This is a genomic window from Candidatus Hinthialibacter antarcticus, from assembly GCA_030765645.1.
GTDB classification, from domain to species: Bacteria; Hinthialibacterota; Hinthialibacteria; order Hinthialibacterales; family Hinthialibacteraceae; genus Hinthialibacter; species Hinthialibacter antarcticus.
Window position 1 is genome coordinate 294,668 of record JAVCCE010000011.1, and the last position, 25,330, is coordinate 319,997.

Consider the following 25,330-nt stretch of genomic DNA (forward strand, 5'->3'; position numbering starts at 1 on the left):
ACACACAATGAAAATTCATCCGTGGTTATTCACTATAGTAGCGTGTCTGACGTCCGTGTGTTTTTCGCTGGCGCCGCTCTCTCAAGAAACACAGGATTGGATCGGCGACCGCGACGACGGCAGCCGCGCCATGCCGGTGCATAACATTCCGCTGCTTGATGAAGAAGGCATGGAACTCTTGCCGGACGATGAATTCCCGGTTCCCTTCTCGGTCAAGCAAACATGCGGAAAATGCCACCAATACGAACGCATCACTCAAGGCTGGCACTTTAGCGCCGCCATTGAGAGCGCATCGCCCGGGCGCCCGGGTCACCCTTGGATTTATGTTGACCACGATACGGGGACCGTCCTGCCGCTTTCCTATCGCGAGTGGCAAGGCGCGTTCACGCCAAAAGAAGCAGGCCTCAACGACTGGCAATTTATCAAGCGGTTTGGACGACACTGGCCCGGAGGCGGCGTAGGTGAATGGCAGTCGCTTGACGCGCAAGATTTGGTCATGCGTAAGTTTGTCTCCGGCCCGCTAGACGCAAACTGCCTCGCCTGCCATGACGCGAATCCGGCGCACGATCAAGCGGAATACGCCAACCAGATTGCGCGCGAGAATTTCCGCTGGGCGGCGGCGTCAACCTCTTCGTTTGCCATTGTATCCGGCGCGGCGGCGGATATGCCTGACGCGTATGACTACCTCATGCCCGAACCGCCCAATGATCCAAAACTAATTGAACCGGGCGTTGAATACAAACAGGGAATCTTCGACGCCAAGAAGCGCGTCTTTTTCGATATCAAAAAGCAAATCCCCAATGAACGTTGTTATTATTGCCACACCTCCGTCGATCTCGATGCGCTTCCCGCCAGCGGTTACAACCGCGAACAAGACGTACATATCGCGGCGGGCATGTCATGCGTCGATTGCCACACCAACGGCGTCGATCACGACATCGTTCGCGGCTATCCCGGCGAGTCGGTAGTCTCAAACAACCCGCTTGCTGGTGCGCTGACGTGCGAAGGCTGCCACATTCAACATAACGGTGCGTCAACGCCGACGGCGGGGCGCTTCACGGCGCCGCTGCCAGAGCACAAAGGCATCCCGCCGGTTCATTTCGACAAACTCGCTTGCACCGCCTGCCACTCCGGCCCCTGGCCCGACGAACGCGCGCACCGCTTCAAAACATCGCTCGCGCATGGCCTGGGAATGCACAAAATCAACCACGACCCTGACGCGCTTCCTCATATCTACGCGCCTGTCTTCGCCAAAGGCTTCGACGGAAAAATCGCGCCGCACTACGCACTGTGGCCGTCGTATTGGACGACTTACAATCGGGACAACGATGAGACATATTTATTGACACTCGATCAAATAAAAAGCCATGTTGGTGACTTGGACAATAAATTCCGAGAACAAGTGCAAGATCGTTGGGGCAACATAGACAACCAGCTCATTACCAATGTGTTTGATTCCATCCGAGTGGAGAATAGTGAAACGAATACATGGCCTAATTTGATTAGCGGAAGCAGGAAATATTCCTTGACGGATACACCGCCAAAATTGTTTACAGGCAACCAGTCTGAACCCTACCTCTGGCCGATGGGGCATGACGTTCGCCCCGCCGCGCAATCGTTAGGCGTTCGCGGATGCGATGATTGCCACAGCCAAGGCGCCGCTTTCTTTACTGGCGCGTTGCCCGTTGACGGGCCGTATGTTGACGAATCTTATTCTGAAATTCAAATGATCGCTTTGATGCAAATCGACCAACCGTATACGCATTTATTCAATCAATCATTTGGGATGAGGCCTTTGTATAAGTGCATCATTTCCGTATGCGCCGTCATCATCGCGTTGATTGGCCTCGCGTATATTGTTCGCCTCATCCAACGCGCGATGGACCGGACGAATACGATTCTCGATGACGAGTTGGAGGATTGACCGTGTCGCTTCGCTTCTTCCAAGGGGCCGCTGCGTTGGCGCTGGTCATAGGCCTTGTTCTTCTCACACTGACAGCAGCGCCGTCGATCCTGCACGGCGCCCAATTATCCGGCTATGGCCTGATTGCCCATATCAGCCTGTCGCCTATTTATGTCATTGCATTTCTGGCCTACATGTTCATGTCGTCTCCACGCTTGGATGCGCTTCAATCAACCACACTCAAATCACTGTTATCATTTTTATACTTGCTCGCGCTCGCCTCAACATTCGCCGCCATTGCGATCATCCCACTCACCATGCTGCCGCTGGTTTCGACGGACTGGCTTGAATGGCTGCTGCTCATGCACCAACGCTGCGCCATCGTGATGGTCGTTAGCGTATTGATCTACCTATCCAGTTACAGCCTGTCGCGCAGCCGTTTCTTTCAGGAGTAATCTGATTTCCGCCCCAATCAACGGTTCACCATGGCGTGATAATTTGTTGCGCTATGCGCATGACGCCATGGCGACGCGCTTTGAGATATTGCTCTTACATGATGACGCCCAATACGCGCGCCAGGCCGCTGAAGCCGCCTTTTCAGAACTCGACCGTCTCGAACAAACGCTAAGCCGATACATCGAAACCAGCGACATAACCCGCATCAATCGCTTAAAGCCCGGCGAACAGTCCCGTATCGGATTAGACGTATTCGCTTGTCTAAAAGAGTGCCTGGAACTTTACGTCGAAACCGAAGGCGCATTCGATGTTGGCATAGGCGAACTGATCACCGCATGGAAAAGTGCAACGCCTGATGAAGAAACAATAAATTGCATATTAAAAAACGGCGGGATACAAAACATCCAACTTCATGCAGACCCGCCAGCAGTAAGCCGATCAGAAAACTCAATTACGATTGACCTGGGCGGCTATGGCAAAGGCTATGCGCTAGACCGCATGGCGGAGATATTGCGGGAATGGGATGTGGAATGCGCATTACTCCACGGCGGCATGAGCACCGCGCTCGCGCTTGAGTCGCCGCCAAACGAAACGGGATGGCCCATTACCATCAGCCATCCCGTCAGTCAAAAAAATATAAAAACGCTTCATCTTTCAAACGCTGCATTCAGCGGCTCCGGCCTGCAAAAAGGACCGCACATTATTGATCCCCGCACGGGCCAACCCGCCGACCACCCGATTGCCGCCTGGGTGCTGACGAAACGCGCCGCCCGCGCCGATGCGCGATCAACCTCTTTTATGATGATGAACCCTGATGAGATAAACGCATGGATCCAAAACCATACCGATGAACAGGGCGCCACACTCGACGCTGACAACCAATTGCTTTGGTTCCCAACTACAGACCAAAGCGCATGATGTCGCCGTTGGAAGCGACGCCGTTTGAAACATCAAATGGCGCCAGGTCCTGCCCCACTGCCGCCTCGAAGTCGCCGTCGGGGCCGTAACTCATCAGCGCCCAAATTTTGTTGGGGCGTCCCTGGTTAGGGAAATGTTTGCCAAGACCGTTGGGCGTACGATAATTATCGGCAAACGCCGGGTCCCAATAGGGGTAGGTGTTAATCGGATCTAATGGGTTCGATTCTTCTTCTGTTAAGAGCGTATTAAATTTATCTTCTGGAATCGACGACATATACGATACAGGCGTCGTCAAGACAACCAACCGCTGGAAACGCGTCCGTTGCGTTCCATCCGCTGAAGTAAACGGATACGAGTTGTTATCTAACCGGTATTGTTCTATCGCAGTTCCCAGGTTGCGCATATCGGCTTGTGCGCCTGCGATTTTGGCGCGTATCTGCGCGTTTAAAAAATTGGGGACGGCAATTGCAGCGAGGATGCCAATAATGGCGACGACAATCAACAATTCAATCAATGTAAAACCATGCGATTTCATACAAAGATGCCTTTCATATCCGAATTTGCTCCACACCTAATGAATAGCGCAAGCGGAGCATTACCGTCTATGAAATTGATAAAATTGTCAGAAAAAAATGAAAATTAAGGTTCTTCCGTTAATTGGATACTTTTTTTATACATTGAATTGAGATTTCGCTGCATGTGGCATGGGTACACCTCTGCTCGCTTCAGTGTGGGCTTTCAGGCCCTTATGCACAGGCGCTCCCAGAGTTGCACCCATGCCTGAATTGGTTTGTCAATTATTGATACGCCGGGATATATTTTCGGAATCAAAATCATGACCATCCATCAATGTAGGTACTCACTTACCGGATGAACCAAAATTAATTACGGTCCGGGTGCGTCCCCCACTCATTGCGCCGCGCCGGGTCAAAATCGGGATTATTTTCAGGCATTTGCGCGTGAATTGATTCGCGCCAACGAATCAATTTTTGATGCAGTTGTTTTGTGATTTCCGGTTTTTCATTCGCAAGATTTTTTGATTCGCCCATATCATTTTTTAAATCATATAATTCTAAATGGCCGTCTTCAAAAAATTCAATCAATTTATATTTCCCGTCGCGAACCGCGCTTGCCGGCGACGAATGATGATAGATTGGATAATGCCAGAAGATCGGGCCGCGTTTCTTTTTCTCTCCCTTTAACCAGGGCATTAAACTCACGCCGTCTAAGTCGCTTTGTTTGTCGACGACGCGTTTCTCCACGTCCAAAAACGTCGGATAAAAATCTACGCTGCTGACAGGCTCATTACATTCGCTGCCCGGTTTTACGGCGCCCGGCCAACGCACGATCAACGGAACGCGTATCCCGCCTTCATACAAAGTTCCTTTTTCATCCCGCAACGGTGCATTGGTTGAAACAATCGGGCCGATGCCCTGAAAATGCTGGCGTAAGCCGCCGTTGTCTGAAAAGAATATGACCATTGTATCGTCCGCAAGTTTCAAATCATCCAAGGTATCCAGTACGCGCCCCACGCTTTGGTCGACGTGTTCCATCATGGCTGCATAGATTGGATTATTCACGCCGTCTGCGGGTTTATCTTTTTGTTCGTATTTGCGAATCAATTTTTCCCGCGCCTGCAATGGAATGTGTACGGCGTAATGATGAAGGAATGCACAGAACGGCTTGTCTTTGTGGTCTTGAATGAACTGTACGCAGCGGTCGGTTAAAACTTCAGATTGATAGTCTTCTTTGGTGATATCCGTTTCCGGCGTCGTTCGGAAATTAAAATGCGCACCGCCAGTCACCAGCATTTCGTCAAAGCCCTGACGGTCAGGAAAATGCTCACGCCCGCCCAGATGCCACTTACCGAACACACCCGTTTTATAGCCAGCCGATTGCATGGCTTCGCCCAGGGTGATGATTTCTAACGGCAGGTGTTGCGTACGGTTTTTTGGGACGCGCAGTTTTTCATACGGACGCCAATGTCCAGTTATAAAATCAATGACGCCCACATGCGCGGGGTATTGCCCCGACATAATGCTGGCGCGGGTCGGCGAACAGACCGGACAGGCGGCGTACGCATCGGTGAATCGCATTCCCTGCGCGGCGAGGCGGTCGATATTGGGCGTTTCATGGAATTTGTGTCCATAACATCCGAGGTCGGCCCAACCAAGATCGTCGATTAAGATAAAGACAACATTGGTCTTTGTATCTTGCGCATTGGCGGCCCGCCCCCACGAAGAACAAGCCGCGCCTGCGGCTAGCGCTCCAAGTTGAAATAACGCATTTCGACGATCAATCTTCATGGTTCACTCCCCAAAAATAATCAATGATCCAGCGACACTAACCATTTCATTTCAGACGAAATTTGTCTAGCCTTTTAGCGCTTTCAACTTTATGAAGAATGAGAAAATCACTTCGCCTCGCGCCGACTCACGTAAGAAAAGTCTCGCCTGATTTTGCATCGCCCCAGGCGCCGTCAATGTTCTGTAGAGAACGATTCGATAGCGATCTAGTAATATTCAGAACAGAATATTTATGGTTCTTCCGTAAAATGGATACTTTTTTTTCGCTGCATGTGGCATGGGCGCAACTCTGCTCGCTTCAGTGCGGGCTTTTAGGCCGGAATGCGTTTTCGGAACCAAAACCATGCTCATCCAACAATGTAGGTATTCACTCACTGGATGAACCATTTTTATTTTCCCTCTGTAGTCACCAAATCACTTTTTAATTCCCGTTCAAAAAAATCAAAGATGCGCTGAAACAAATGATAGCGCCGCGCATCGCCGCCGATGCTGTGGTCGCGTTGCGGATAGATATAAAGTTCATACTCTTTGTTGGCTTCGATGAGCGCATCCACCAGTGAATAAATATTTTGAATGTGCACATTGTCGTCTGACACGCCGTGCGCCAAAAGCAACGAACCTTCTAAACCGTCGGCAAAATTGATGGGGGCCGCATCGTGATAGCCGTCTTTGTTTTCATCGGGCTGTCCCATATAGCGCTCGGTGTACACCGTGTCATACAGCAGCCAATCGGTCACAGGCGCGACCGCCGCCCCGGCGCGAAACAACCCCGGCTTCATTAACATCGCCGCGCAAGTCATAAAGCCGCCGTTGCTCCAGCCCCAGATTCCCATACGCTCGCCGTCGACGTAAGGCTGCGTCTTGAGATGCTCGACCAGTAGTTCTAAATCCTGCAGCGGCTTGTCCGCCGCATTTTTATGAATTCCCTCGATCCATTCGCGCCCGCGTCCGTAGGTTCCCCGCGTATCGAAACCGACATAGATATAGCCTTGGTTGACAAAGGCCATGTCTTGCGAGCCGGTATATCGGTTTTTCACGACCTGCCCCGCCGGGCCGCCGTAGACGTTTACGATCACGGGATACTTTTTGTTTGGATCAAAATCAAAAGGCTTCAACACGCTCGCGTAATAGTCCAAACCGTCCGGCGATTGAATGGAAACAATCTCTTTTGATTTGATGCGCCACGGCGCATAGTCTTGCGGCGTGCGTTCGCCCATTTTACGAATCACGTTTCCGCTATTATCAATAATCTGAATGCAGCGCGGCGTTGCCGTGTTGGAATAATCATCAATGGCGAAACGGTGGTCCGCAGACCAATTCACGTTGTGAGCGCCGGGTTCATGGGTCAGCAGGCGGGGCTTGCCGCCGCTGAGCGAAACCGAATAGGCGTGTTGTTCAATCGGCGTTTCTTTATTGGCGACGAAGTAAGCGCGCTTGTTCTTTTCATCGGTTCCGAATGATGTGCTCCACGGGTTTGGGTCAACCTCCCAGGCGCCGCGCGTCAACTGGCGCAGTAATTTTCCCTGGTTGGAATATAAATAGAGATGGCTAAAGCCGCTACGTTCTGAGAACCAGAGGAACGCGTCTTTTTTCTTAAGAAAAAACGGCTTGCCATGAGAGGAAACCCACTCGTCGTCGGTTTCTTCGAGGATAGTCTTGCATTCTCCGCTGCGTAAATCCACAAACAGCAACCGCAGCATCGTCTGTTTGCGGTTCACCACTTGCACCGCCAACGTCTCGCCGTCCGGCAGCCATTCAACGCTGCATATATATTCGTAGGGTTCGCCGAGATCGACCCAGCGCGTCTCGCGGGCCGAGAGCGAAACCACTCCCAGCCTCACGCTTGGGTTGACCGTGCCCGTTTTGGGATAACGCATCTCGCGGGTCTGCGGGACGGGCTTGGAAAAATCGGTCACGGGATAAATTGAAACTTCGCGTTCATCAAATTGCAGATACGCAAGCCGGTCGTTGTTGGGCGACCATTCAAAAGCGCGCCATCCACTGCGGTTGTGAATTTCTTCCCAATACACCCACGACAGGCGCCCGTTCAAAATGCCGTCGCCGCCGTCTTCGGTCAGACGAATCTCTTTCTTCTGATTGCGGTCAAACGCATATAAATCACCCGTGCGGGTGTAGGCGGCGTAGCGCTCATTGGGCGAATCGGTCGCATCCTTTTTTTCTCCTTCCGGCAATTCGGGCCGCGTTTCTTCATTCAGCAAATTCTCTTTGAAGTTCCACACATACCGCTTGCCTTCAACGCTCAAACGTAGATCATTGGTCAACTTGCGCCAATTAAACCAGCCGATTTTCTTAATCGCCGTCACGTCGTCAGGAACCGTAGCGCGTTGTTTTGAAACGGCAATCGACGCGCCTTTGGGATGAGACGCCAGCGCAACAATCGCGTCATGCACCGCGAAGGGAGACACGACAAACGGCGTCGCATCCTTGGCGGGATCATAGATCACCAGATGCGGCGCTTCGGTCACGGATGAAACCAGATACGCCAGATGGTGGCCTTCGGGCGACCATTGCAGCGAACGCGGAAGATGAGGCGCAATCGGCTTTACGCCGGCTTCGTCCCGTTTATAAAGATAATCAAGATTAATATCTTTGAATGGCTCTTCTTGCGCGAATGTGAAAAGAGGAAATGCAACAAGCAGACATAAACACCAATGCAAATTACGCATGACAATTCATTCTCCAGAGATTTTATTTACCGTACCAACGGCCAATCCGCCATGTGTGATTGCAGCGAAGGTCGCGCAATTTCAAAAAGTTTGGGCCAGCGTTTTCCGGTAATGAATATGCGCCCGTTCATGGCGTCATAGGCGATACCGTTCAGTACATCCGTCAGCGGGGTTTGCTCATTCGGCGCAAGCAAGCCGCTTGCATCAATCCAACCAATCACCTGACCGTCTCTGGGGTCGATTCGCGCAATACGGTCGCTCATCCACACGTTCGCCCACACTTCGCCTTCGATCCACTCTAACTCGTTGAGACGCGTGACGGAGGCGGCGCCTTCTTTCACGGTTACGCTGCGCAATAAATCAAACGTATCCGGGTCGCGAAAGTATAAGGTTGAACTTCCATCGCTCATAATGAGCGATGCTCCGTCGCTGGTCAGCCCCCAGCCTTCGGTTTCATACGATAATTCACCGATGAGATCAAATGACGTTTTGTCAAAAACCAATGCCGTGTGCTCGCGCCAGGTCAATACAATAATTTTGTTTTCAACCACCGCGCAGCCTTCGCCAAAATAGCGTCCCTCTATATGAATCTGTTTAATCACTTCGCCCGTGTAAACGCTGACGCGGCGCAGAGTCGATTCGCCATACTGCCCGGTTGTTTCAATCAATGAATCCTTGTCCCACAATAAACCTTGGGTAAACGCATTTGCATCATGCGGAAACGAATTCACCACATCGACGGGCGCCGTCTCTGCGCAATAAACAAAGGCGCAAAACGAAACGGCAACGAAAAATACAATTGGATAAATGCGGTTGATAATCATCATTTTTGTCATCATAACGCCGTCGGGATGAATCATGAAACCGTTTCAAAATTCGCGGCGGCTTTTCCCTGCGTGAAATCTGTTGTTTAATAACGAACTGGTTTGCGCCTTATCCGGTTTTTCCTCTTCGATCTTTCATCCGCAGACCAGAAATTTCGAGGAGGAAGATATATGCGCTGGATACTACTTTCCGCTGTTTTGCTGTTCCCGTCAATTACGCTCGCAGGATCATTAGGAGAAGGGACGCCCGAATTTCGCGTCCGCGACGGCTATCACGTCAGTTTGGCTTCGCTGCAGTTGCCCGAAGCGCGATTCATTGAATTTGACGACAAGGGGACGCTCTATGTCAGCGCGCCGCGCAAAGGCGAAATTTATTCCTTGCGAGATGATAACAACGACGGCGTCTATGAACAAATCGGGACATTCATCTCAGACAAAAAACTCGTACATGGAATGCACTTCTACAAAGGCTGGCTCTGGTTCACCCAATCGCAGGGCGTCTTTAAAGGGCGCGATACCAACGGCGACGGCGCGGCGGATGAGGTCGTCACCATTATCCCCGACGGCGAATTGCCCGGCGGCAAAGGCCATTGGTGGCGCGCCATCTACGTCACCGACGACGGCTTCTATACATCTGTCGGCGATGAAAGCAACTTCACCGACCCGCCCGACGCGGAGCGCACCAAACTTTGGTTCTACAGTCTCGACGGTAAAACCCGCGAGCAAATCGCCAGCGGAATCCGTAACACCGAAAAGTACCTCTACCGCCCTGGAACCACCGAACTATGGGGCATCGACCATAACAGCGATTGGTTTGGCGAACCCATCGGCGAAAACAAAGACAAGCAGGCGATCACCGATTACAACCCGCCCTGCGAACTCAACCATTACGTCAAAGACGGCTTTTACGGCCATCCGTATCTGGTCGGCGACGTGGTACCGCGATTGGAATTTCTAGAGAAGCCCGACCTACTCGATCTCGCGCAAAAGACGATTCCGCCCGCATGGAAATTCGCCGCTCACGCCGCGCCCAACGGCTTTGCGTTTCTTGAAACCAACGCTCATTTTCCCAAAGACCATGTCGGCGACCTGTTCGCCGCCAGCCACGGTTCCTGGAACCGCACCACCAAAGTGGGCTATTCCATTGACCGTATTTTATTCGACGACTCAAACGGAAAACCTTACGGTATGTTGCGCATCGTGAGTACGCTAAAATCTGACAACGAGCCGAGAGATGACCGTTCCGGCATTATGGCCCGGCCCGTCGATTGCGCCGTGGCGCCGGATGGCACGATCATTTTCAGTTGTGATTACACTAACACGCTCTACCGAATTTCATACACCGGCGGCGATGCGAAAATTGGACAATAACCGAACCACTACTTTGCGAACTCTCTGTTTTATCTTATTCAGCGGCGCTGTGTGTTGCTTGAGTTTCATCTCATGCCAACATGCAGCGCCACCCAATAAACTTCAACCCGCCGTCGAGCCTCTTTCATTTCATCCCATCGAATATTTTGAATTTAACTGCGCCCGCTGCCACGGTTCGTACGGCTCCAGCTACGGCGACACATTCGGCGAAGGCATGACCGACGCAGAGTTAATCGAATTTGTTGACGACATGGCCGCCGGGCCGGGCCAGGCGCCAATCGAAGGCGCCGAACTTAATGCCCAAGTCGCTTTCCACCGCAGTTTGGTCAAAGACTTGCCCTTCATCGCCTGGACGGGCTGGGACGGAGAAACACTGTCGGGCGAAGTGACGGCAGGCTCAAGCGTCACGGTGAAAGTTGGAAACGAAATACTTGATGCTACCGTTAGAGACGAGAAATGGAGCCTGAATTCGACACAATTAAAACCAATTTTAGGCAGCCTCGTTATCACTGCGGAGCGCAATGGCGCAACCTCTCAATTGAAATTATCAGAGAGCGCTTTTAACCACGCATCAGAATTGCCCCAATAATCGAATTCATTTTTAATCCGTTCGATTATTGAGAAAGCCCACTCAACTTAATTCATATCAACAACTTAATTATTCTGATTCAAGGCTTATTCAATTTCACCACTCCATTCAAATGAAATTCTAACAATTTAGAGTTGTATTATGTTATAGATAATGTTATATTAATCCGTAATTCGTTTAAGTAAGCCGATGTATTTTATTTATTGTGTCGTGCGGTTGAGGGAAAATGCAGTATGGGATCGAGAACCTGTGCGTCAAAATCCCGAATATTGCAGGCGCAAATGGTTCGCCGCTTCACTCGCATCTGATGCAACAACAAAGGGCATTGCTGTAATACGACTCGTTCTCATCAGGGATGAACCAGAGCGAAGCCGAAGCAATAGCAATTTCAGAACGCGAGGCGAGAAATGTCAAATTCCAGTTCTACAAAATTCAACAATCTTCCACAAGCGAATTCATTTCTACGCGATTTCACATTGGATCCGCCATTGATTGCACTTTCAAAAGACCAAGAAGTTCCAAAAGCGCAACCTGCTAATTCAAGCGATATCTTAGGCTTGCTGTCTCAGTTGCTAAAAACCGTTGTCCAGGAGCAAATCTCCCAAACGCTGCAATCGCAAGTGGAGGGGGTTCGCCCAGAAGATAAAGCCCCGGTGAATGGAACGGCGGCGCAATCGAACAGTACAACGAACGATGTTTTTTTTACTGCGAGCGCCGCAGCCTTCTCTGGTGAGAAACAACAGTTTGGAGAGTCGCGGCCCCTGCCAGACATTTTCTTCCATACGCAGGAATGGCGCGCACTCAATGAAGGCATCGAACATTGCAAGGCCGCGTTTTTTAACCTGTCCCATGAAGTACAAAATGACCTGAGCGGTGAAAACAACGGCGCCTTGCAAGAAAAATGTTACGCCATACTCGATGCGCTAAATCTGCAATTGCAAGAAGCGGAACGGTTGCTTGAGAGTTCGAAGCATAAAGACGAAGGCTGGGGATACATCTTTAAAGAAATATATCCATTTTTTATGCGCAGCCGCTTTGCGGAACGCTCCTACTTTAAGCCGAAAGGATACGCCGGCGATTTTTTAATGATTGAAATGCTGTATCACAATCTAGCCGACGGCGATGGCCGAATCGGAAAAATGGTTGATAGCTGGTGTTTAGACACCGCCACCGCGCGGGCCGTCCGCGGGAGAAGAAAACTCCTCAAACAATTGCTGCATAAATTCTGCGATTTACGAAAAGACTCTCCCGACCCGATCCGACTGTTAAATCTGGGCTGTGGCTCAAACCGCGAGTTGTTTGATTTTCTCAAAGATTGCGATTACACCGAAAAAATTGAAGCGACTTGCGTCGATACTGACAAAGACGCGCTGCTCTTCACCAACCAGCGCGTAAACCGTTTTCACCATCGCGCTTCGATTCGGTTATTAGACGACAATGTCGCGCGTTGGTCGGTCGGTCGCAGCCGCTATCAATACTTGCAGCAAGACATTATTTATTCGTCTGGACTAACGGATTATTTTGGAACGCGTACCTTCCGCGCACTGGCAACGCGCTGTTACGACCACCTGAAACCCGGCGGGGTCTTAATCATCGGCAACTTCGGCCCGGCCAACCCTCATAAGACATTCATGGATTCCATTATCCGCTGGCGATTAATTCATCGCAGCGAAGAAGAACTCAAAGAACTCTTTGAAGATACGCCTTTCAGTACGCGGGTGAAGGTCATTTCGGAACCCCAATCAATCAACCTGTTCGCGGTTGCGCACAAACCGATGGATTAAACGATAGCGAACCTCGAGCGGCGGTCGCCGTTTAAATCAACGCGCCGTCTAATATGTCGCGAACTTTTTGAGTGAGGGAATGTGCGGTAAAGGGTTTATCCAACAGCGTAACCCCCTTGTCTAAGATGCCATGATGTGAAATCGCGTCGTCCGTATAACCGGACATATAGAGGACTTGTATTTGTGGACGCATCGCCAACACCGTGCGCGACAACTCCGCGCCGCTCATTTGCGGCATGATAACGTCAGTCAGTAAGAGATCAATTTTGCCGGAAAACGTCTTGCATATTTCTAACGCATCATGACCGGATTGAGCGTCGAGAATTTCATACCCGTTTTCATGCAAAATTTCTCTGGCGATCTTTCTCACCGGCTCATCGTCTTCAACCAGCAAAATCGTCTCCTGGCCTTTTTGTAGTTCGCCGACGGCTTCTTGTTCACGTCCATTGCCGTTCCCATTTTGATAGCAGGGCAAATAGACTTTGAATGCGGTCCCTTTTCCGATTTCACTATAAACCGTAACCGCCCCTTCGCTTTGCCGGACAATCCCGTAGACGGTTGAAAGCCCCAAACCGGTCCCCTTGCCCACATCCTTAGTTGTGTAAAACGGCTCAAAGATGTGAGACTGTATCTCTTTGTCCATGCCCTCTCCGGTGTCGCTCACAGACATCAAAACATAGTCGCCCTCCCGCAACGAACCTTCGCGGCTGACGGTTTGTTGACGGTCAAAATACACATTCCGGGTTTGGATGGTGATATACCCGCCTTTGGGCATCGCATCCCGGGCATTCACCACCAAATTCATTACCACTTGCTCAATCTGGCTGGGATCGGCTTTCACCTTACCCAGGTTATCTGAGAGATTGATTCCAAGTTCGATATCTTCTCCGATCAAGCGTTCCAACAAGTCGCTCATACTGGATATGACTTCGTTCAGATCGAGGTCGCATGGCTGCAACATTTGCTTTCGGCTGAAGGCAAGCAATTGACGAATCAGCGCAGCCGCCCGTTCGCTTGCGTGGCGAATTTCGATGATTTTTTTCCGGTATGGGTTCTCTTCTTCCATCCGCATCAGCAATATATCGCCGTTCACTTTAATGACGGTCAGAATATTGTTGAAATCGTGCGCGACGCCGCCAGCCAAACGCCCAATCGCTTCGAGCTTTTGCGACTGGACTAGCTGTTCTTCTAACTTGTCTTTCATCTCTTCTACAAGTTTTTTTTCTTGCAGATTTTCAATCAAATCGCGGTGTTTGCGCGCAAGAGTAATTTCAAGCATCTCATTTGAGCGCTGCAATTCGCGCTTGGCGCTTTCTAACTCGATGCGCGATTTGTATTCACGAAAGCGTAAATTGGAACCAACAGCAGACGCAATGATAATAATGAACAATGAAGAAACCACAAACGAATTGTTCGACAAAAACAGACGGTACATGGTGATCGCGGGGTCATTCGGCGCCGCTAACGTCGGGTCGAATTTATACGGCGCTGTCGGGTCGAGAATCATCACTCCAAGTAAGTAAATCAAATATAAGCCGACGCAATGCAACGTAATCGTACGCACTTGCAGCGGATACAAAACGCCAAATGCAACGAAGACGAGGTTTAAACCCGCGTAATAGGGAGAGGCGTATCCTCCCACGTCCCATATCATACGGATGATGCAAAACCCGACGATATAATACCCGATGATGGCGAGAGTCGCGCTATGAACACCCAGGTTCCATCGGCGGTTGATAATAAAAATGACGATGCAACTGACCGACGCGATCAGGCGATACTGCAAAAATTGAAAAAATAAATCAGGGTATAACAGCGCATCGACGACGCTGAACATGGGTACCAAAATCACGCCGATGAGCGAGAGTTTATCGACCAAGATTCGCGTAAGCGATTCTTGGTCTTTGCGAAAATTCGCAAAGATGGTTTCGTCGTAGGTTCGCTTTGTCGGTTCTGCCATTTTAAATCACTTGCTCCACAGCGAACATTGTATGAATGCTGCTACCAAAATCCCCTTTGGTTCAACGCACTTGATTCGTCAGGCATTCATGGCGAATCGGCGCATCATTATCAGTTCCGCGTTAAAAGCGAAAATTAAGTCCAATACCCGCCAGCCAAACATCAGAGTGGATGTCGCCGCTAGAAGGCCGGCTGAGGTCGAACCCGACATTTCGGTCGCCCCAAGCATACGCCAAACTCACATCAATCGTCATCCATTCGGTCGCCTCGTAGGCAAGCCCCGTGCTCACAATCCAACCCGGCGTATCGGGAATCGAAGGGATCAACACATCGTCTGGCATGGCGGACGACAACCACCCGGCGCCGTGTTTCCAAGTTAATTGGTCGGTTACTTTAATGAAGTTGCCTGCATGAACGCTCCATACGCTTTTCCAGTATAACGGCAGCGAAGCGTCAGGCGCGTTTTCATAATGAAACGAAAACAAATCGCTTTGTTCATAATCCGTATAGGTCGCGTCAACGGCGCTTGTCCACCAATCGCTAAATTCATACGCGACCCCAACGCCAACGCGCTGCGGGATATCCACTTCTGACGAAAAATCGTCGCTGGTCACGCCAAGCGCCGCAGGTAAAGAAGAATGCCCATCCAAATCAACCGAGGAGGGAAACGAATATTTTACGCCAAGGCTCCAGGGGCCGGGGCGCCACAAAGCGCCGATGCTGCCGCTGACGCCGAATCCGTCCGCTTCGCCGGAGTTATGGCCTAAATACGTCCCGCCTACAATCACGGGCAAACGGTAGGTCAAGTCAAAATAATCAATGTTGAGCGTTGCGCCGACTGAAAACTCATCATTGAATTGATACGCCGCCGCAATCGAAGTTTGAAGGTCAGACAACTCGGTGTTGTAACCAGGAAACGTAACGGTCAAATCCCGAAAGTCTGATGCTAGCCCATAGGGCACGGAAAGTTGGACCGCCACGATCCAATTCTCATCAATCCGCCATCCCAACGCAAATTCAGGAAACTGAAAATTTTCATCCCGCGCATCAAAATGCGATCCGCCTAACAAGCCGTGCTGGTCATACGAAAAATCCGTCCAGACGCTCACATCGCCAAGAAACAACTCGACGCCGTCAACCGTCACCAAAGCGGCAGGATTTAACGACGCGTTGAATGGGCCTGGATTTACGCCGGAGTGATCTCCTGCGCCAGACGTCGCAAGACCCATTGGAGAGGTGCTTCCTAAGCGGTTCAATAATCCTGCGGACGCATCCATCGACGCAAACAAACAAAGCAACCCAAGATAGCCCCCCGTGATCGCCCAACACACAGACCGTTGCCTTTTCATTGTTGTATTCACCCTTCATGGTATTTGAAACGACGGAGGAAACATGGTTGAAGTTTCCATCCGTCCAATCGTACGAATGATCTAAACGTAGAGTTGTTGCCGTTCGTTATCCCAAGAGCCAATGAAGCCAATATTTTCATCTTGGTTTTCATTGAAGCGCTCCATGACGGCTTCGATGGTATCAACCTCGCGAAGAAACGTATCGACGATATCCGGGTCGAACTGCCTGCCCTTTTCATCTTGAATAATCGCCAATGACTCATCAATGGAATAAGCGTCCTTGTAAGACCGCTTGCTCACCAATGCGTCAAATACATCAACAACCCTCACGATGCGGGCCGATAATGGAATCGAATCTCCTGTAAGCCCTTCTGGATAACCGCTGCCGTCCCAATCTTCATGGTGATAACGAGCGATATTTTCTGCAATTTTGATTAAGTCAGACTTGGAGTTGGATAATATCCGCGCGCCGATCTCTGAGTGCGTTCGCATAATGGCCCACTCGTCTTCCGTCAGCGGGCCGGGTTTTTCTAAGATCGATTCGGGAACAGCAATCTTCCCTATGTCATGGCAGATTGCGCCGATCCGAATCATGTGAACGCGCGACTCTTCGATGCCATAGGCGCGGGCTACACATTCGGCAAAACGACTGATGCGCGTCAAATGCGCCCCCACGATCCCTTCTTTATACTCAGCAGCCATCGACAAGCGTATTAGCATTTCTTCATGCGTATCGCGTAATTCAACCGTCCGTTCGAGCACCTTCTGTTCAAGTAGGTCGCGGTCGCGAAGAATGAGGTCGTGATAGTGTTTTAATTTGAGGAGGTTTTGGGCGCGAATCAACAGCTCGGTTGCATCAATGGGCTTGTTGAGAAATTCGTCTCCACCCGCTTTCTTACATAAAATGCGGGATTCATAATCATATTGTCCTGTAACAAAAATGATGGGGATGCTCATCGCCTTGGGGTTTTCTTTCAAACGGCGGCAAACTTCAATCCCGCCAATTTGGGGCATAACAACATCGAGAATGATCAAATCGGGGGGATCATCTAAAACAAAATCAAGGCAGGCTCTACCATCGTTTACGCAGACTACGCGATAGCCGTCTGATTCCAATAAATCTTGAATCGCCATGCAGATGTCGGGATTATCATCTACAATGAGTATTGATTTTTGCGCGCCGCAATCATTCACGAGTCCATTTACCAACGTATATGCAAGAATGCCCGGAACCCTAAAAAAATAAGTAGATTAAATACATCGACGCAATTCTTAAGTACCATAATACTCATTACAAACTAACTATAGAATAACATTTTAGAATCGATTCGTTAGGGATAAAAAGAAATGTTGGTACATTTTCATCTCGCAAAAATCGTTAGAAGTCTAGGGTTTAATTGACCTTAGATATCAGATATCAGATATCGAGATTTCTTTATTTTTTATAGTTTTATATCATAGTGGATCATAGAAATAAAGGAATAATGAAAATTATCGTGAAGTTCTCATAAATGTCACAAGAAATCTCACCAAAGACATTTCATTATAGAAATTCGCAACCTCTTTCAATAGACGGTATTTGAACTTAAATTAGCCAATACCTTAGAAAGAGCCCCAATGAAGATCTCTCGCAGAAAATTCGTCGCCGCAGGCGCCCCGTTGCTAGCCATGACGCAGGTTTCCTGCCAATCGATCACACAACGAAAGTCAGCAATGACATCTATGAAACCAAAAGCCATCCAACCGGGCGATACCATAGGGCTGATTTGTCCCGCCAGCCCCATTGAACCCGAGCGGGTGGAACGGGCAGCCGAATTACTCAAGCAGCGCGGCTACAAAGTCCGATTGGGTAATTACCTCACTGAAGAATACCTCTGCGAACTTTCGGGGACCGACGAGCAACGCCTGTCTGATCTCAATGGAATGATTCAAGACTCAGGCATAGACGCCGTCTTTACGCTGCGCGGCGGCTATGGCTGCAACCGCTTATTAGACCGAATCGACTACGCCGCATTGCGCGCCGATCCAAAGTGGCTCACGGGGTTCTCCGATATCACGGCGCTGCACATAGCGATGTATCAAATGACGGGCGTCAGCACATTGCACGGCCCCGCCTTTGGATACACTTTCGGCGGCGAGTCGCCCGCGCATGATTTCGTCGTTAATGATTTTTGGGACGCGGTCGAGGGACGCACCGGCCCGGGGCCGATGCGCTTCACGCGCGATCCGTCCTGGTCATCCATTGATACCCTGCAAACAGTTGTGAGCGGCAGGGCGCAGGGGCGGCTAGTCGGCGGCAACCTTTCCCGGCTGGCGTCGATGGCAGGGACGCCGTGGATGCTGCAAGGCGATGAAGATTACATTCTATTCATCGAAGATGTTGATGAAGCCGCGTACCGCATCGACCGCTATATCAATCAACTGCGAGACTCAGGTATATTTGAACGCGCCAAAGGGCTTGTCATCGGTCAATTTTATCCACGTGAAGAAGACGTAGAAGAAGAAACGCCTCTGCTCGCGAATGTATTACGTTCCGAATCAGAAGCCATCGGGCTGCCGACTCTCGTCGGCGCACCCATCGGTCACCACGCCTACAATTCTTCGCTTGCGCATGGCGCCTTGGTCGAACTGGATGCTGACGCAAAATCAATTTCTTACTTGGAGCCAATTACCGCATGAGCCGAACCGCTCCCGTTTCACCGTTACAATCCGGCGATTGGATTGGGTTCGCCGCTCCTGCCCATGCCGTCTCTAACGAGCGCATTCAACGCGCTGCGAATTTTTTTGAAGAGAATGGGTACCGCGTCCGCGTCGCACTCAACGCCAGCGATGAAGCAGAGGATAAAATCCTTGGCAAGTTAGCCGGGCCAGACGCCGCCCGCATCGCGTCCACTAACGCGATGTTCGCCGCCCCAGACATCAAGGCGATCTGTTGTTTGACTGGCGGCTACGGCGTCACTCGAATCCTACGCGACCTGAATTTTTCCGCGCTCAAAAAACATCCGAAAGTGATATGCGGCTTCTCTGATATCACCGCATTACACTTGGGCGTCTATCGCGAAACCGGACTGATTTCCTACCACTCGCCCAATGTCGATTCGTATCCGCTTGATGCTGCGACGGAATCCGTCTGGCTGCGTATGCTTCGCGGCGAGACGGTCAATTTTGACGAGAAGGTCTCCGCGCAGTTCAAAAGCAATGCACCTACCCCCCAAACATGGCGGGCAGGCAAAGCCAAAGGCGTGTTAATCGGCGGCAACTTGTCGTTAGTCGCCGCATTGGCGGGAACGCCCTGGGGCGTCCCCCGAGACCGGGACGTGATTTTGTTTCTGGAAGACGTGGGAGAATTCGCATACCGCATCGACGTCATGCTATTACAACTGATGCAGTCCGGCGCGTTTAACCGCGTGAAGGGATTGATATTGGGGCAGTTTTCCAAACGCAAAGTCCAACAAAATGAAACGCCCGATTTATTGGAGCGCGTATTGAAAGCGTTTTGCGCCCAACTCGACATCCCCATCGTGATGAACTTTCCCATTGGGCATGTCAGAAAAAATTTTACCGTCGCCCATGGCGCCCGCGTTGAATTAAATACAGAAGATGTATCATTGCGGTATCTCGACCCAATCTACTCATAAAAGAAAGCCACTGACTTTGAGAAAGGTGTTTCATCATGGATTACACATACCAAGATATCGCTAAAATGATCGACCATTCATTGCTGAATCCAACAATGGATGTCGAAACCCTGGAAGCAGGCTGCAAACTCGCGGTCGAATATGACGTCGCCAGCGTCTGCATTCTGCCCTATGCCCTGCCCCGCTGCGCGGAGTTGCTCAAAGGCAGCACGGTAAAAACTAGCACCACCATCGGGTTTCCCCACGGCGGCCACACCACTGCCGTCAAACTCGCCGAAGCCGAACAAGCCCTCAAAGACGGCGGCGAAGAACTCGATATGGTCATTAACATCAGCATGGCGCTGAGCGGCGATTGGGATTACATTCAGAATGAAATCGACCTGTTGACGCAGGCGACCCACGCACAAAACCAGAAGATCAAAGTCATCTTTGAAAATTGTTATCTCAACGACGATCAGAAGATACGGTTGTGTGAAATCTGCGGCGAGATTGGCGTTGATTGGGTCAAGACGTCAACCGGCTATGGCAGCAGCGGCGCGACCCATGAGGATTTGATCTTGATGAGAAAACACTCGCCCGCGCATGTCCAGGTCAAAGCGGCGGGCGGCGTTCGCGATTTGGACGCGCTGCTCGAAGTTAGAAAACTGGGCGTGTCACGCGTCGGCGCTTCTCGCACCCAAGAGATGCTCGATGAATGCAAGAAGCGCCTTGGCATGGAATAAAGAGAAACCATCTCAAAAACAATGATTGCGAAAAGGGATTCGGGCTTATCAAAAAATAACAAACCTTTTTTTGGCATGGGTGTAACTCGGGGAGCGCCTGTGCATAAGGGCCTGAAAGCCCGCACCGAAGCGAGCAGAGTGGTACCCATGCCTGACTCTGCGAACGATTAAATATTTTTGAGATGGCTTTTAATTCGCCAGCCCGATCTTTTGATGATGCGGGCTGTTTTTGTAATGCCCGCTGAGCGAATCAATACCGAAGTCATTACGGGGATCGCGCCAGACCGTGTGCGCGTGATTGGCTTGATTTTGCGTATTGTCATATTCAATTAAAAAAGTCGGTCCCTGAATCCGGTAATAATGGGGCTGCCCGAGTTCTGTTCCGCCCGCCCAGGCGAAGTACAGATCATCAAGTTTCATTGCCCGGATTTTTTTCAATTTTGCATCAGCCACTGACGGCTTTAAGCGATGCGCATAGAGAGCGATGAGTTCAAACGCATTCTGTTGTTGCTCGCTTGAAAGTTGCGAAAATGCGATCCCATCATCCGCCAACGGCTCAATGAACGGGTTCGCCGCCGACAACACATCGCCGGGCGCGACCTCCGAATAAATGGCTTTGGAGCGTTGTTCATCGCTCATAGATTTCAGCAAAGCCCGTCCCAAATCTTCTTCCCGTCCCAAAACACGCAACCCCCTGAACGGCCCTTCACGCACTTCAGCGGGATTGGTTCCCATAAAAAATGGAGAAAACGAAACGATCTCGCCGTTGTTCAAAGTGAAATTCATGGAAATATGATGGCCTTCAAGCCGCCAGCCCCACGCGCCTTTGGCGGAAGGCTCGCCGAACATCGTAATGTGATAATCGCCGGGATTTCGGATTGCGCTTCCCGACTGGTCAAAGAGAATTTGTTCCAGAAACATGATGCGCATCGCCTTCTCATAGCCTGCGGAACTCAGTCCGCTGGCGACAAATGCGTTGGCGAGTTTGCGTTGTGATTCCGCCATCTGTTCAAACGTGATGCTAGGGCGCTCTTTTGGAATAAAGTGCCAATCAAAGCGTTCCTCATCCGTCAAATCATATTGCATTTTGGGGTGTTCGCCGGTTCCAAACGCCTTCATAAAATACTGCGCCGCTTCAAGCATCTGGTTCTCTTCCGCCATGGCGGGAACAGCCAAAAATACGCACAACAGTAGCATCACGAAAGGTTTCATTCCGCTCTCCCTCGATTTGCAATCCAGAAATAAACAAAGGTTGGCTTGGTCTTGATGCGGGTATGCGTGGATTGTCTCAATGGATACACTACCATAATCAAGCGAACACTTAAACTCGCGCAACGGCTCTTATGCAGGCGCCGTCTTCGCTGATAAAATGAAACCCATGAAAACATTTCCCCGAATGGCCCCAATCGAGCAATCGTTTCCGCGACCTTGTGTAGAGGATGTGGAGGCGCGTTCATTTCAAATCGTTCAAACGTCTTTGGGCCAACGCCAACTCAGCAGCAAGCGAATCGCCATCGCGGTTGGCAGCCGGGGCATTGAGAACATTGACAAGATTGTCCGCGCCGCCGTCGCGGCATTAAAGCAATGCGGCGCCGAAGCGTTTCTAGTCCCGGCGATGGGTTCGCACGGCGGCGGACAGGCCGAAGCGCAAAAGAAAATCCTGCTGGAATACAAACTCACGCCGGACAACGTCGGCGCTGAAATTCTCTCTTCGATGGAGACCGTACAACTCGGAGAAACGCCCAGCGGTCTGCCCGTATACATGGACCGAAACGCGTACGAATCCGACGGCGTCATTCTCATCAACCGGGTGAAACCGCATACGGATTTCACCGGCGTTGTCGAAAGCGGCCTGATGAAAATGACCGCGATTGGCCTCGGTAAAATTGACGGCGCCAGCGCGTTTCACAGCCGTACGTCAGAATTTGAATCCGACCAGATGATTCGCGACATCGCCCAAACCGCGCTTCAAAACGGCAAGATACTCGGCGGTCTGGCGATCATTGAAAACGCCTATCACGAAACCGCCCATCTTGAATGGACGGCGCCGGACGCGATGGACGCCAACGAACAACAATGGCTCAAACGCGCCAAAGAGTGGATGCCGTCGCTGCCGGTCGCGCAAGCCGACTGCCTCATCGTCGACCGCATCGGCAAAAACATCAGCGGCGTTGGTCTCGACCCCAACATCACCGGACGGCGTTACAAAATTAACCGACGCTGGAACACCACGCCGGACATCACACGCATCATCCTTCTGGGGCTTACCGAAGAAACCAACGGCAATGCGGTCGGCTGCGGCCTCGCTGATTTTTGCAGCCAACGCCTGCTCGACGCCATGAATAAAAACGTCACCTATGTCAACGCCGTCACCTCGCGCAACGTCATCTGCGCCGACATCCCCCCGCATTGGGATACCGACGAAGAAACCTTGCAATGGGCGTTCAAATCCGTTGGCAACCCTGATTTGAGTCAACTGCGCGTCTTACGCATTCGCGATACTTTGTCGCTTACGCATATCGAAGCCTCGGAAGCCTTGCTTGATGAATTCAAGCAATCGCCCCAAGTCGCCCAAATCGGCGGTCTGCGCGAGATGACGTTTGATTCAACCGGAGCGCTCGCCCCGCTCGCTTAGACGACTGCCTTTTTTTTCGTGTATAATGCCGCTTCTGTTATTGATTGAAATTTGGGGAGAATAACATTGTCATCCGTCCAAACGCTTGACCCGCCAAAGGGGTTCTTTGGCGCAATCTCGTATATCGGCCCCGGACTTATTTTGTCCGCCGCGATTGTTGGCTCTGGCGAATTAATCGCCACCACCACGCTGGGCGCCAAAGCCGGCTTCGCCCTGTTGTGGGTGATTCTATTCGGCTGTCTTGCGAAAACCGCTGTGCAAATTGAGTACGGCCGCGCCTGTATCCTTACCGGAAAAACCACGCTGCAATTTTGGAACGTCTCCAACCGCGTTCATTGGACGGTGATTATTGCGGTGCTGTACTTGATCGCCACCTTCGCGGGCCAGGCGGGCGTATTGGGCGGCGCGGCGCAAGTCGGCGAGTATCTCATTCCATCCATTACGACATCAATATGGATTTTCGTTTTGGTCATTGTCTTAGGCTTGCTGGCGTCAATGGGGCGCTATCAATTCATTGAAAAAATCTCTCTCATTTTTAACGCGCTGTTTGTTTCAGCCATACTATATTGCGTGTTCGCCATCCAAGGGTCTGAATATGCGTTCACAAGCGGCGACCTTGCCAGCGGGCTGCAATTTCAAATGCCGCCTGACATGCTGCCGCTGGCTGTTGCGGCCTTCGGCATCACTGGCGTGGCGGCGGGTGAGATATCGCTCTATCCCTACTGGTGCCTCGAAAAAGGCTACGCCGCATGGACCGGCCCCGACGATGGCTCGCCTCAATGGAAAGCCCGCGCCCGTGGATGGATTCGCGTCATGATGATTGACGCCTTGATCTCGATGATCGTCTTCACCATCGCGACGGCGTCGTTTTATATTTTGGGCGCGGCGGTGCTGCACACCCAAAACGAACTCGCCGATGGAAACGAATTTATTCTGCAACTCTCGTCCATCTTCACTGACGTAATAGGCCCCAACGCCAGGACGGCGTTTATGGTGTGTTCTTTCACGGTTTTATTCTCAACCATTTTCGCCAACATCGCCGGGTTCTCTCGTATGTGGGCCGACTTCTTCAGCCTATGCGGTTGGATCAACGGCGGCGACGCGAAACAGGTGCGCGTCAGCGTGTTCTACATGGCGTGGGTGTTCCCCATTTTGAGCGGTCTGATTTATTTCGTTTTGCAAAAACCGCTGCTGTTGGTCATCTTCATGGGCGTGGTCAATTCGTTATTTTTAATCGTCGTCGCCTATCAAACCGTCTCTTCGCGCTATTGGCGTACGACGCTCACCATGAAACCCTCGCCGGTGTATGACATTGCGTTGTGGGTCAGTTTGGCTTCCATCGCCTTCATGGCGGGGCGCTCAATCTATTCACTGATTGCTGGATAAACAATATGAATGAAACCACCCATCCATTTTCGATTCAGGGAAAAACCGCCGTAGTGACTGGCGGCGTGTCGGGCATCGGCGCCGCCATCGCTCGCGTCTTCGCCGAAAACGGCGCCAACGTCTGGATCATTGATTGCAACCAACAAGCGGGTGAACCAGCGGCGGCGGAGATCAAATCAGAATCAACAGTTCAATTCTTGCGCGGCGACGTCACAAATTTCAACGACATGATAAGCGCCGTCGAGCGTATTCACACTGAATCTAAACAGATTGATATTCTGGTGAATAACGCAGGCGTTGGCTTCGTCGGCGACCTTCTTAACACGCCCGAAGACGAATTCGACCGCCTGATGGACGTCAACGTCAAAGGCGTATTCAATATGACGCGGGCGGCGCTGCCCGGCATGATCGAACACGGCGGCGGGTGTATCATAAACATCGCGTCGATTGCATCGCTGATCGCAGTCAAAGAGCGCTTCGCCTATTGCGCGACCAAGGGCGCGGTGATGATGATGACCAAGAGCATCGCCATGGATTACGTCGACAAGGGCGTTCGTTGCAACTGCATCTGCCCGGCGCGCGTACACACGCCGTTCGTCGATGAGTATCTCAAAAAAAATTACCCGGGCCGCGAAGCCGAAGTATTTGATACGCTGTCCGCCTACCAGCCGATTGGCCGCATGGGCGCGCCCGACGAAGTCGCGCACCTGGCGCTCTACCTGGCAAGCGACAAGGGCGCGTTTCACACCGGCGACGCTTTCCCGCTTTCGGGCGGAACCCTGATGGGATAACAAGTTTGTTGA

General features: G+C 51.1%; 20 protein-coding genes. 12 read left to right on the forward strand and 8 right to left on the reverse strand.

Features of this window, described 5'->3' with window-relative positions:
- Positions 1-7: 7 nt before the first annotated feature.
- Genes P9L94_04060 through P9L94_04070 form a run of 3 tightly spaced genes read left to right on the forward strand, consistent with a single transcriptional unit; the run spans position 8 to position 3,277 of the window.
- Positions 8-1,924 (forward strand): hypothetical protein, encoded by a 1,917-nt coding sequence (locus P9L94_04060; protein MDP8243232.1) that lies wholly within the window; start codon positions 8-10, stop codon positions 1,922-1,924.
- Between the two features lie 2 nt (positions 1,925-1,926).
- Positions 1,927-2,358 (forward strand): hypothetical protein, encoded by a 432-nt coding sequence (locus P9L94_04065; GenBank protein MDP8243233.1) that lies wholly within the window; start codon positions 1,927-1,929, stop codon positions 2,356-2,358.
- 43 nt (positions 2,359-2,401) lie between these two features.
- A complete protein-coding gene (locus tag P9L94_04070; protein MDP8243234.1) occupies positions 2,402-3,277 on the forward strand; it encodes an FAD:protein FMN transferase in 876 nt (291 codons plus the stop codon).
- On the opposite strand, the gene P9L94_04075 is transcribed toward P9L94_04070, so the two are convergent.
- The 4 genes from P9L94_04075 to P9L94_04090 form a co-directional block, all read right to left on the reverse strand.
- The gene (locus P9L94_04075; protein ID MDP8243235.1) at positions 3,258-3,812 is read right to left on the reverse strand and encodes a prepilin-type N-terminal cleavage/methylation domain-containing protein; all 555 of its coding nucleotides are present in this window, start codon (positions 3,810-3,812) and stop codon (positions 3,258-3,260) included. The two genes, P9L94_04070 and P9L94_04075, sit on opposite strands and share 20 nt — an antisense overlap.
- A gap of 346 nt (positions 3,813-4,158) precedes the next feature.
- The gene (locus P9L94_04080; protein ID MDP8243236.1) at positions 4,159-5,583 is read right to left on the reverse strand and encodes a sulfatase; all 1,425 of its coding nucleotides are present in this window, start codon (positions 5,581-5,583) and stop codon (positions 4,159-4,161) included.
- A 389-nt stretch (positions 5,584-5,972) separates the two neighbouring features.
- Complete coding sequence (locus P9L94_04085; protein MDP8243237.1) at positions 5,973-8,270, reverse strand: S9 family peptidase; 2,298 nt, start codon at positions 8,268-8,270, stop codon at positions 5,973-5,975.
- Positions 8,271-8,296: 26 nt separating this feature from the next.
- A complete protein-coding gene (locus P9L94_04090) occupies positions 8,297-9,130 on the reverse strand; it encodes a glutaminyl-peptide cyclotransferase (GenBank protein ID MDP8243238.1) in 834 nt (277 codons plus the stop codon).
- A 135-nt stretch (positions 9,131-9,265) separates the two neighbouring features.
- Here P9L94_04090 and P9L94_04095 point away from each other — a divergent pair, with 135 nt between their 5' ends.
- From P9L94_04095 to P9L94_04105, 3 genes are all read left to right on the forward strand, one after another.
- Positions 9,266-10,465: a hypothetical protein gene (locus P9L94_04095; protein ID MDP8243239.1), complete on the forward strand. Its 1,200-nt coding sequence runs from the start codon at positions 9,266-9,268 to the stop codon at positions 10,463-10,465.
- On the forward strand, positions 10,455-11,054 hold the full coding sequence (locus P9L94_04100; GenBank protein ID MDP8243240.1) for a hypothetical protein: 600 nt from the start codon (positions 10,455-10,457) through the stop codon (positions 11,052-11,054). The genes P9L94_04095 and P9L94_04100 overlap by 11 nt, the downstream gene beginning before the upstream one ends.
- 407 nt (positions 11,055-11,461) lie before the next feature.
- Positions 11,462-12,838 carry a class I SAM-dependent methyltransferase family protein gene (locus tag P9L94_04105; GenBank protein ID MDP8243241.1) on the forward strand — a complete coding sequence of 459 codons (1,377 nt, stop codon included), beginning with the start codon at positions 11,462-11,464 and terminating at the stop codon, positions 12,836-12,838.
- A gap of 31 nt (positions 12,839-12,869) precedes the next feature.
- On the opposite strand, the gene P9L94_04110 is transcribed toward P9L94_04105, so the two are convergent.
- The 3 genes from P9L94_04110 to P9L94_04120 form a co-directional block, all read right to left on the reverse strand.
- Entirely contained in the window at positions 12,870-14,798 is a 1,929-nt protein-coding gene (locus tag P9L94_04110) for an ATP-binding protein (GenBank protein ID MDP8243242.1), read from the reverse strand.
- Between the two features lie 121 nt (positions 14,799-14,919).
- On the reverse strand, positions 14,920-16,146 hold the full coding sequence (locus P9L94_04115; protein MDP8243243.1) for an outer membrane protein transport protein: 1,227 nt from the start codon (positions 16,144-16,146) through the stop codon (positions 14,920-14,922).
- Positions 16,147-16,227: 81 nt separating this feature from the next.
- Positions 16,228-17,340, reverse strand: coding sequence for a response regulator (locus P9L94_04120; protein ID MDP8243244.1), 1,113 nt, complete (start codon positions 17,338-17,340; stop codon positions 16,228-16,230).
- Between the two features lie 423 nt (positions 17,341-17,763).
- Here P9L94_04120 and P9L94_04125 point away from each other — a divergent pair, with 423 nt between their 5' ends.
- Genes P9L94_04125 through deoC form a run of 3 tightly spaced genes read left to right on the forward strand, consistent with a single transcriptional unit; the run spans position 17,764 to position 20,506 of the window.
- Positions 17,764-18,825 carry an LD-carboxypeptidase gene (locus P9L94_04125; GenBank protein MDP8243245.1) on the forward strand — a complete coding sequence of 354 codons (1,062 nt, stop codon included), beginning with the start codon at positions 17,764-17,766 and terminating at the stop codon, positions 18,823-18,825.
- On the forward strand, positions 18,822-19,784 hold the full coding sequence (locus tag P9L94_04130; protein MDP8243246.1) for an LD-carboxypeptidase: 963 nt from the start codon (positions 18,822-18,824) through the stop codon (positions 19,782-19,784). Before P9L94_04125 ends, P9L94_04130 begins: the two co-directional genes overlap by 4 nt.
- Before the next feature lie 35 nt (positions 19,785-19,819).
- Positions 19,820-20,506 carry a deoxyribose-phosphate aldolase gene (gene deoC, locus P9L94_04135; GenBank protein MDP8243247.1) on the forward strand — a complete coding sequence of 229 codons (687 nt, stop codon included), beginning with the start codon at positions 19,820-19,822 and terminating at the stop codon, positions 20,504-20,506.
- Positions 20,507-20,695: 189 nt separating this feature from the next.
- Here deoC and P9L94_04140 read toward each other — a convergent pair whose 3' ends face one another.
- The gene (locus P9L94_04140; GenBank protein MDP8243248.1) at positions 20,696-21,718 is read right to left on the reverse strand and encodes a DUF3500 domain-containing protein; all 1,023 of its coding nucleotides are present in this window, start codon (positions 21,716-21,718) and stop codon (positions 20,696-20,698) included.
- A 166-nt stretch (positions 21,719-21,884) separates the two neighbouring features.
- Here P9L94_04140 and P9L94_04145 point away from each other — a divergent pair, with 166 nt between their 5' ends.
- The 3 genes from P9L94_04145 (at position 21,885) to P9L94_04155 (ending at position 25,318) form a co-directional block, all read left to right on the forward strand.
- Positions 21,885-23,141, forward strand: a complete 1,257-nt coding sequence (locus tag P9L94_04145) for a lactate racemase domain-containing protein (GenBank protein MDP8243249.1) — start codon at positions 21,885-21,887, stop codon at positions 23,139-23,141.
- 66 nt (positions 23,142-23,207) lie between these two features.
- Positions 23,208-24,527, forward strand: a complete 1,320-nt coding sequence (locus P9L94_04150; protein MDP8243250.1) for an Nramp family divalent metal transporter — start codon at positions 23,208-23,210, stop codon at positions 24,525-24,527.
- A 5-nt stretch (positions 24,528-24,532) separates the two neighbouring features.
- Positions 24,533-25,318: an SDR family oxidoreductase gene (locus tag P9L94_04155; protein ID MDP8243251.1), complete on the forward strand. Its 786-nt coding sequence runs from the start codon at positions 24,533-24,535 to the stop codon at positions 25,316-25,318.
- The last annotated feature ends 12 nt before the right edge of the window (positions 25,319-25,330 follow it).

Bases quoted from the DNA above. Each gene is read 5' to 3' on its own strand.
- P9L94_04060 (MDP8243232.1), top strand. From the start codon at position 8: ATGAAAATTCATCCGTGGTTATTCACTATAGTAGCGTGTCTGACGTCC.
- P9L94_04075 (MDP8243235.1), bottom strand. From the start codon at position 3,812: ATGAAATCGCATGGTTTTACATTGATTGAATTGTTGATTGTCGTCGCC.
- P9L94_04080 (MDP8243236.1), bottom strand. From the start codon at position 5,583: ATGAAGATTGATCGTCGAAATGCGTTATTTCAACTTGGAGCGCTAGCC.
- P9L94_04085 (MDP8243237.1), bottom strand. From the start codon at position 8,270: ATGCGTAATTTGCATTGGTGTTTATGTCTGCTTGTTGCATTTCCTCTT.
- P9L94_04090 (MDP8243238.1), bottom strand. From the start codon at position 9,130: ATGATTCATCCCGACGGCGTTATGATGACAAAAATGATGATTATCAAC.
- P9L94_04095 (MDP8243239.1), top strand. From the start codon at position 9,266: ATGCGCTGGATACTACTTTCCGCTGTTTTGCTGTTCCCGTCAATTACG.
- P9L94_04105 (MDP8243241.1), top strand. From the start codon at position 11,462: ATGTCAAATTCCAGTTCTACAAAATTCAACAATCTTCCACAAGCGAAT.
- P9L94_04110 (MDP8243242.1), bottom strand. From the start codon at position 14,798: ATGGCAGAACCGACAAAGCGAACCTACGACGAAACCATCTTTGCGAAT.
- P9L94_04115 (MDP8243243.1), bottom strand. From the start codon at position 16,146: ATGAAAAGGCAACGGTCTGTGTGTTGGGCGATCACGGGGGGCTATCTT.
- P9L94_04125 (MDP8243245.1), top strand. From the start codon at position 17,764: ATGAAGATCTCTCGCAGAAAATTCGTCGCCGCAGGCGCCCCGTTGCTA.
- P9L94_04130 (MDP8243246.1), top strand. From the start codon at position 18,822: ATGAGCCGAACCGCTCCCGTTTCACCGTTACAATCCGGCGATTGGATT.
- deoC (MDP8243247.1), top strand. From the start codon at position 19,820: ATGGATTACACATACCAAGATATCGCTAAAATGATCGACCATTCATTG.
- P9L94_04140 (MDP8243248.1), bottom strand. From the start codon at position 21,718: ATGAAACCTTTCGTGATGCTACTGTTGTGCGTATTTTTGGCTGTTCCC.
- P9L94_04145 (MDP8243249.1), top strand. From the start codon at position 21,885: ATGAAAACATTTCCCCGAATGGCCCCAATCGAGCAATCGTTTCCGCGA.
- P9L94_04155 (MDP8243251.1), top strand. From the start codon at position 24,533: ATGAATGAAACCACCCATCCATTTTCGATTCAGGGAAAAACCGCCGTA.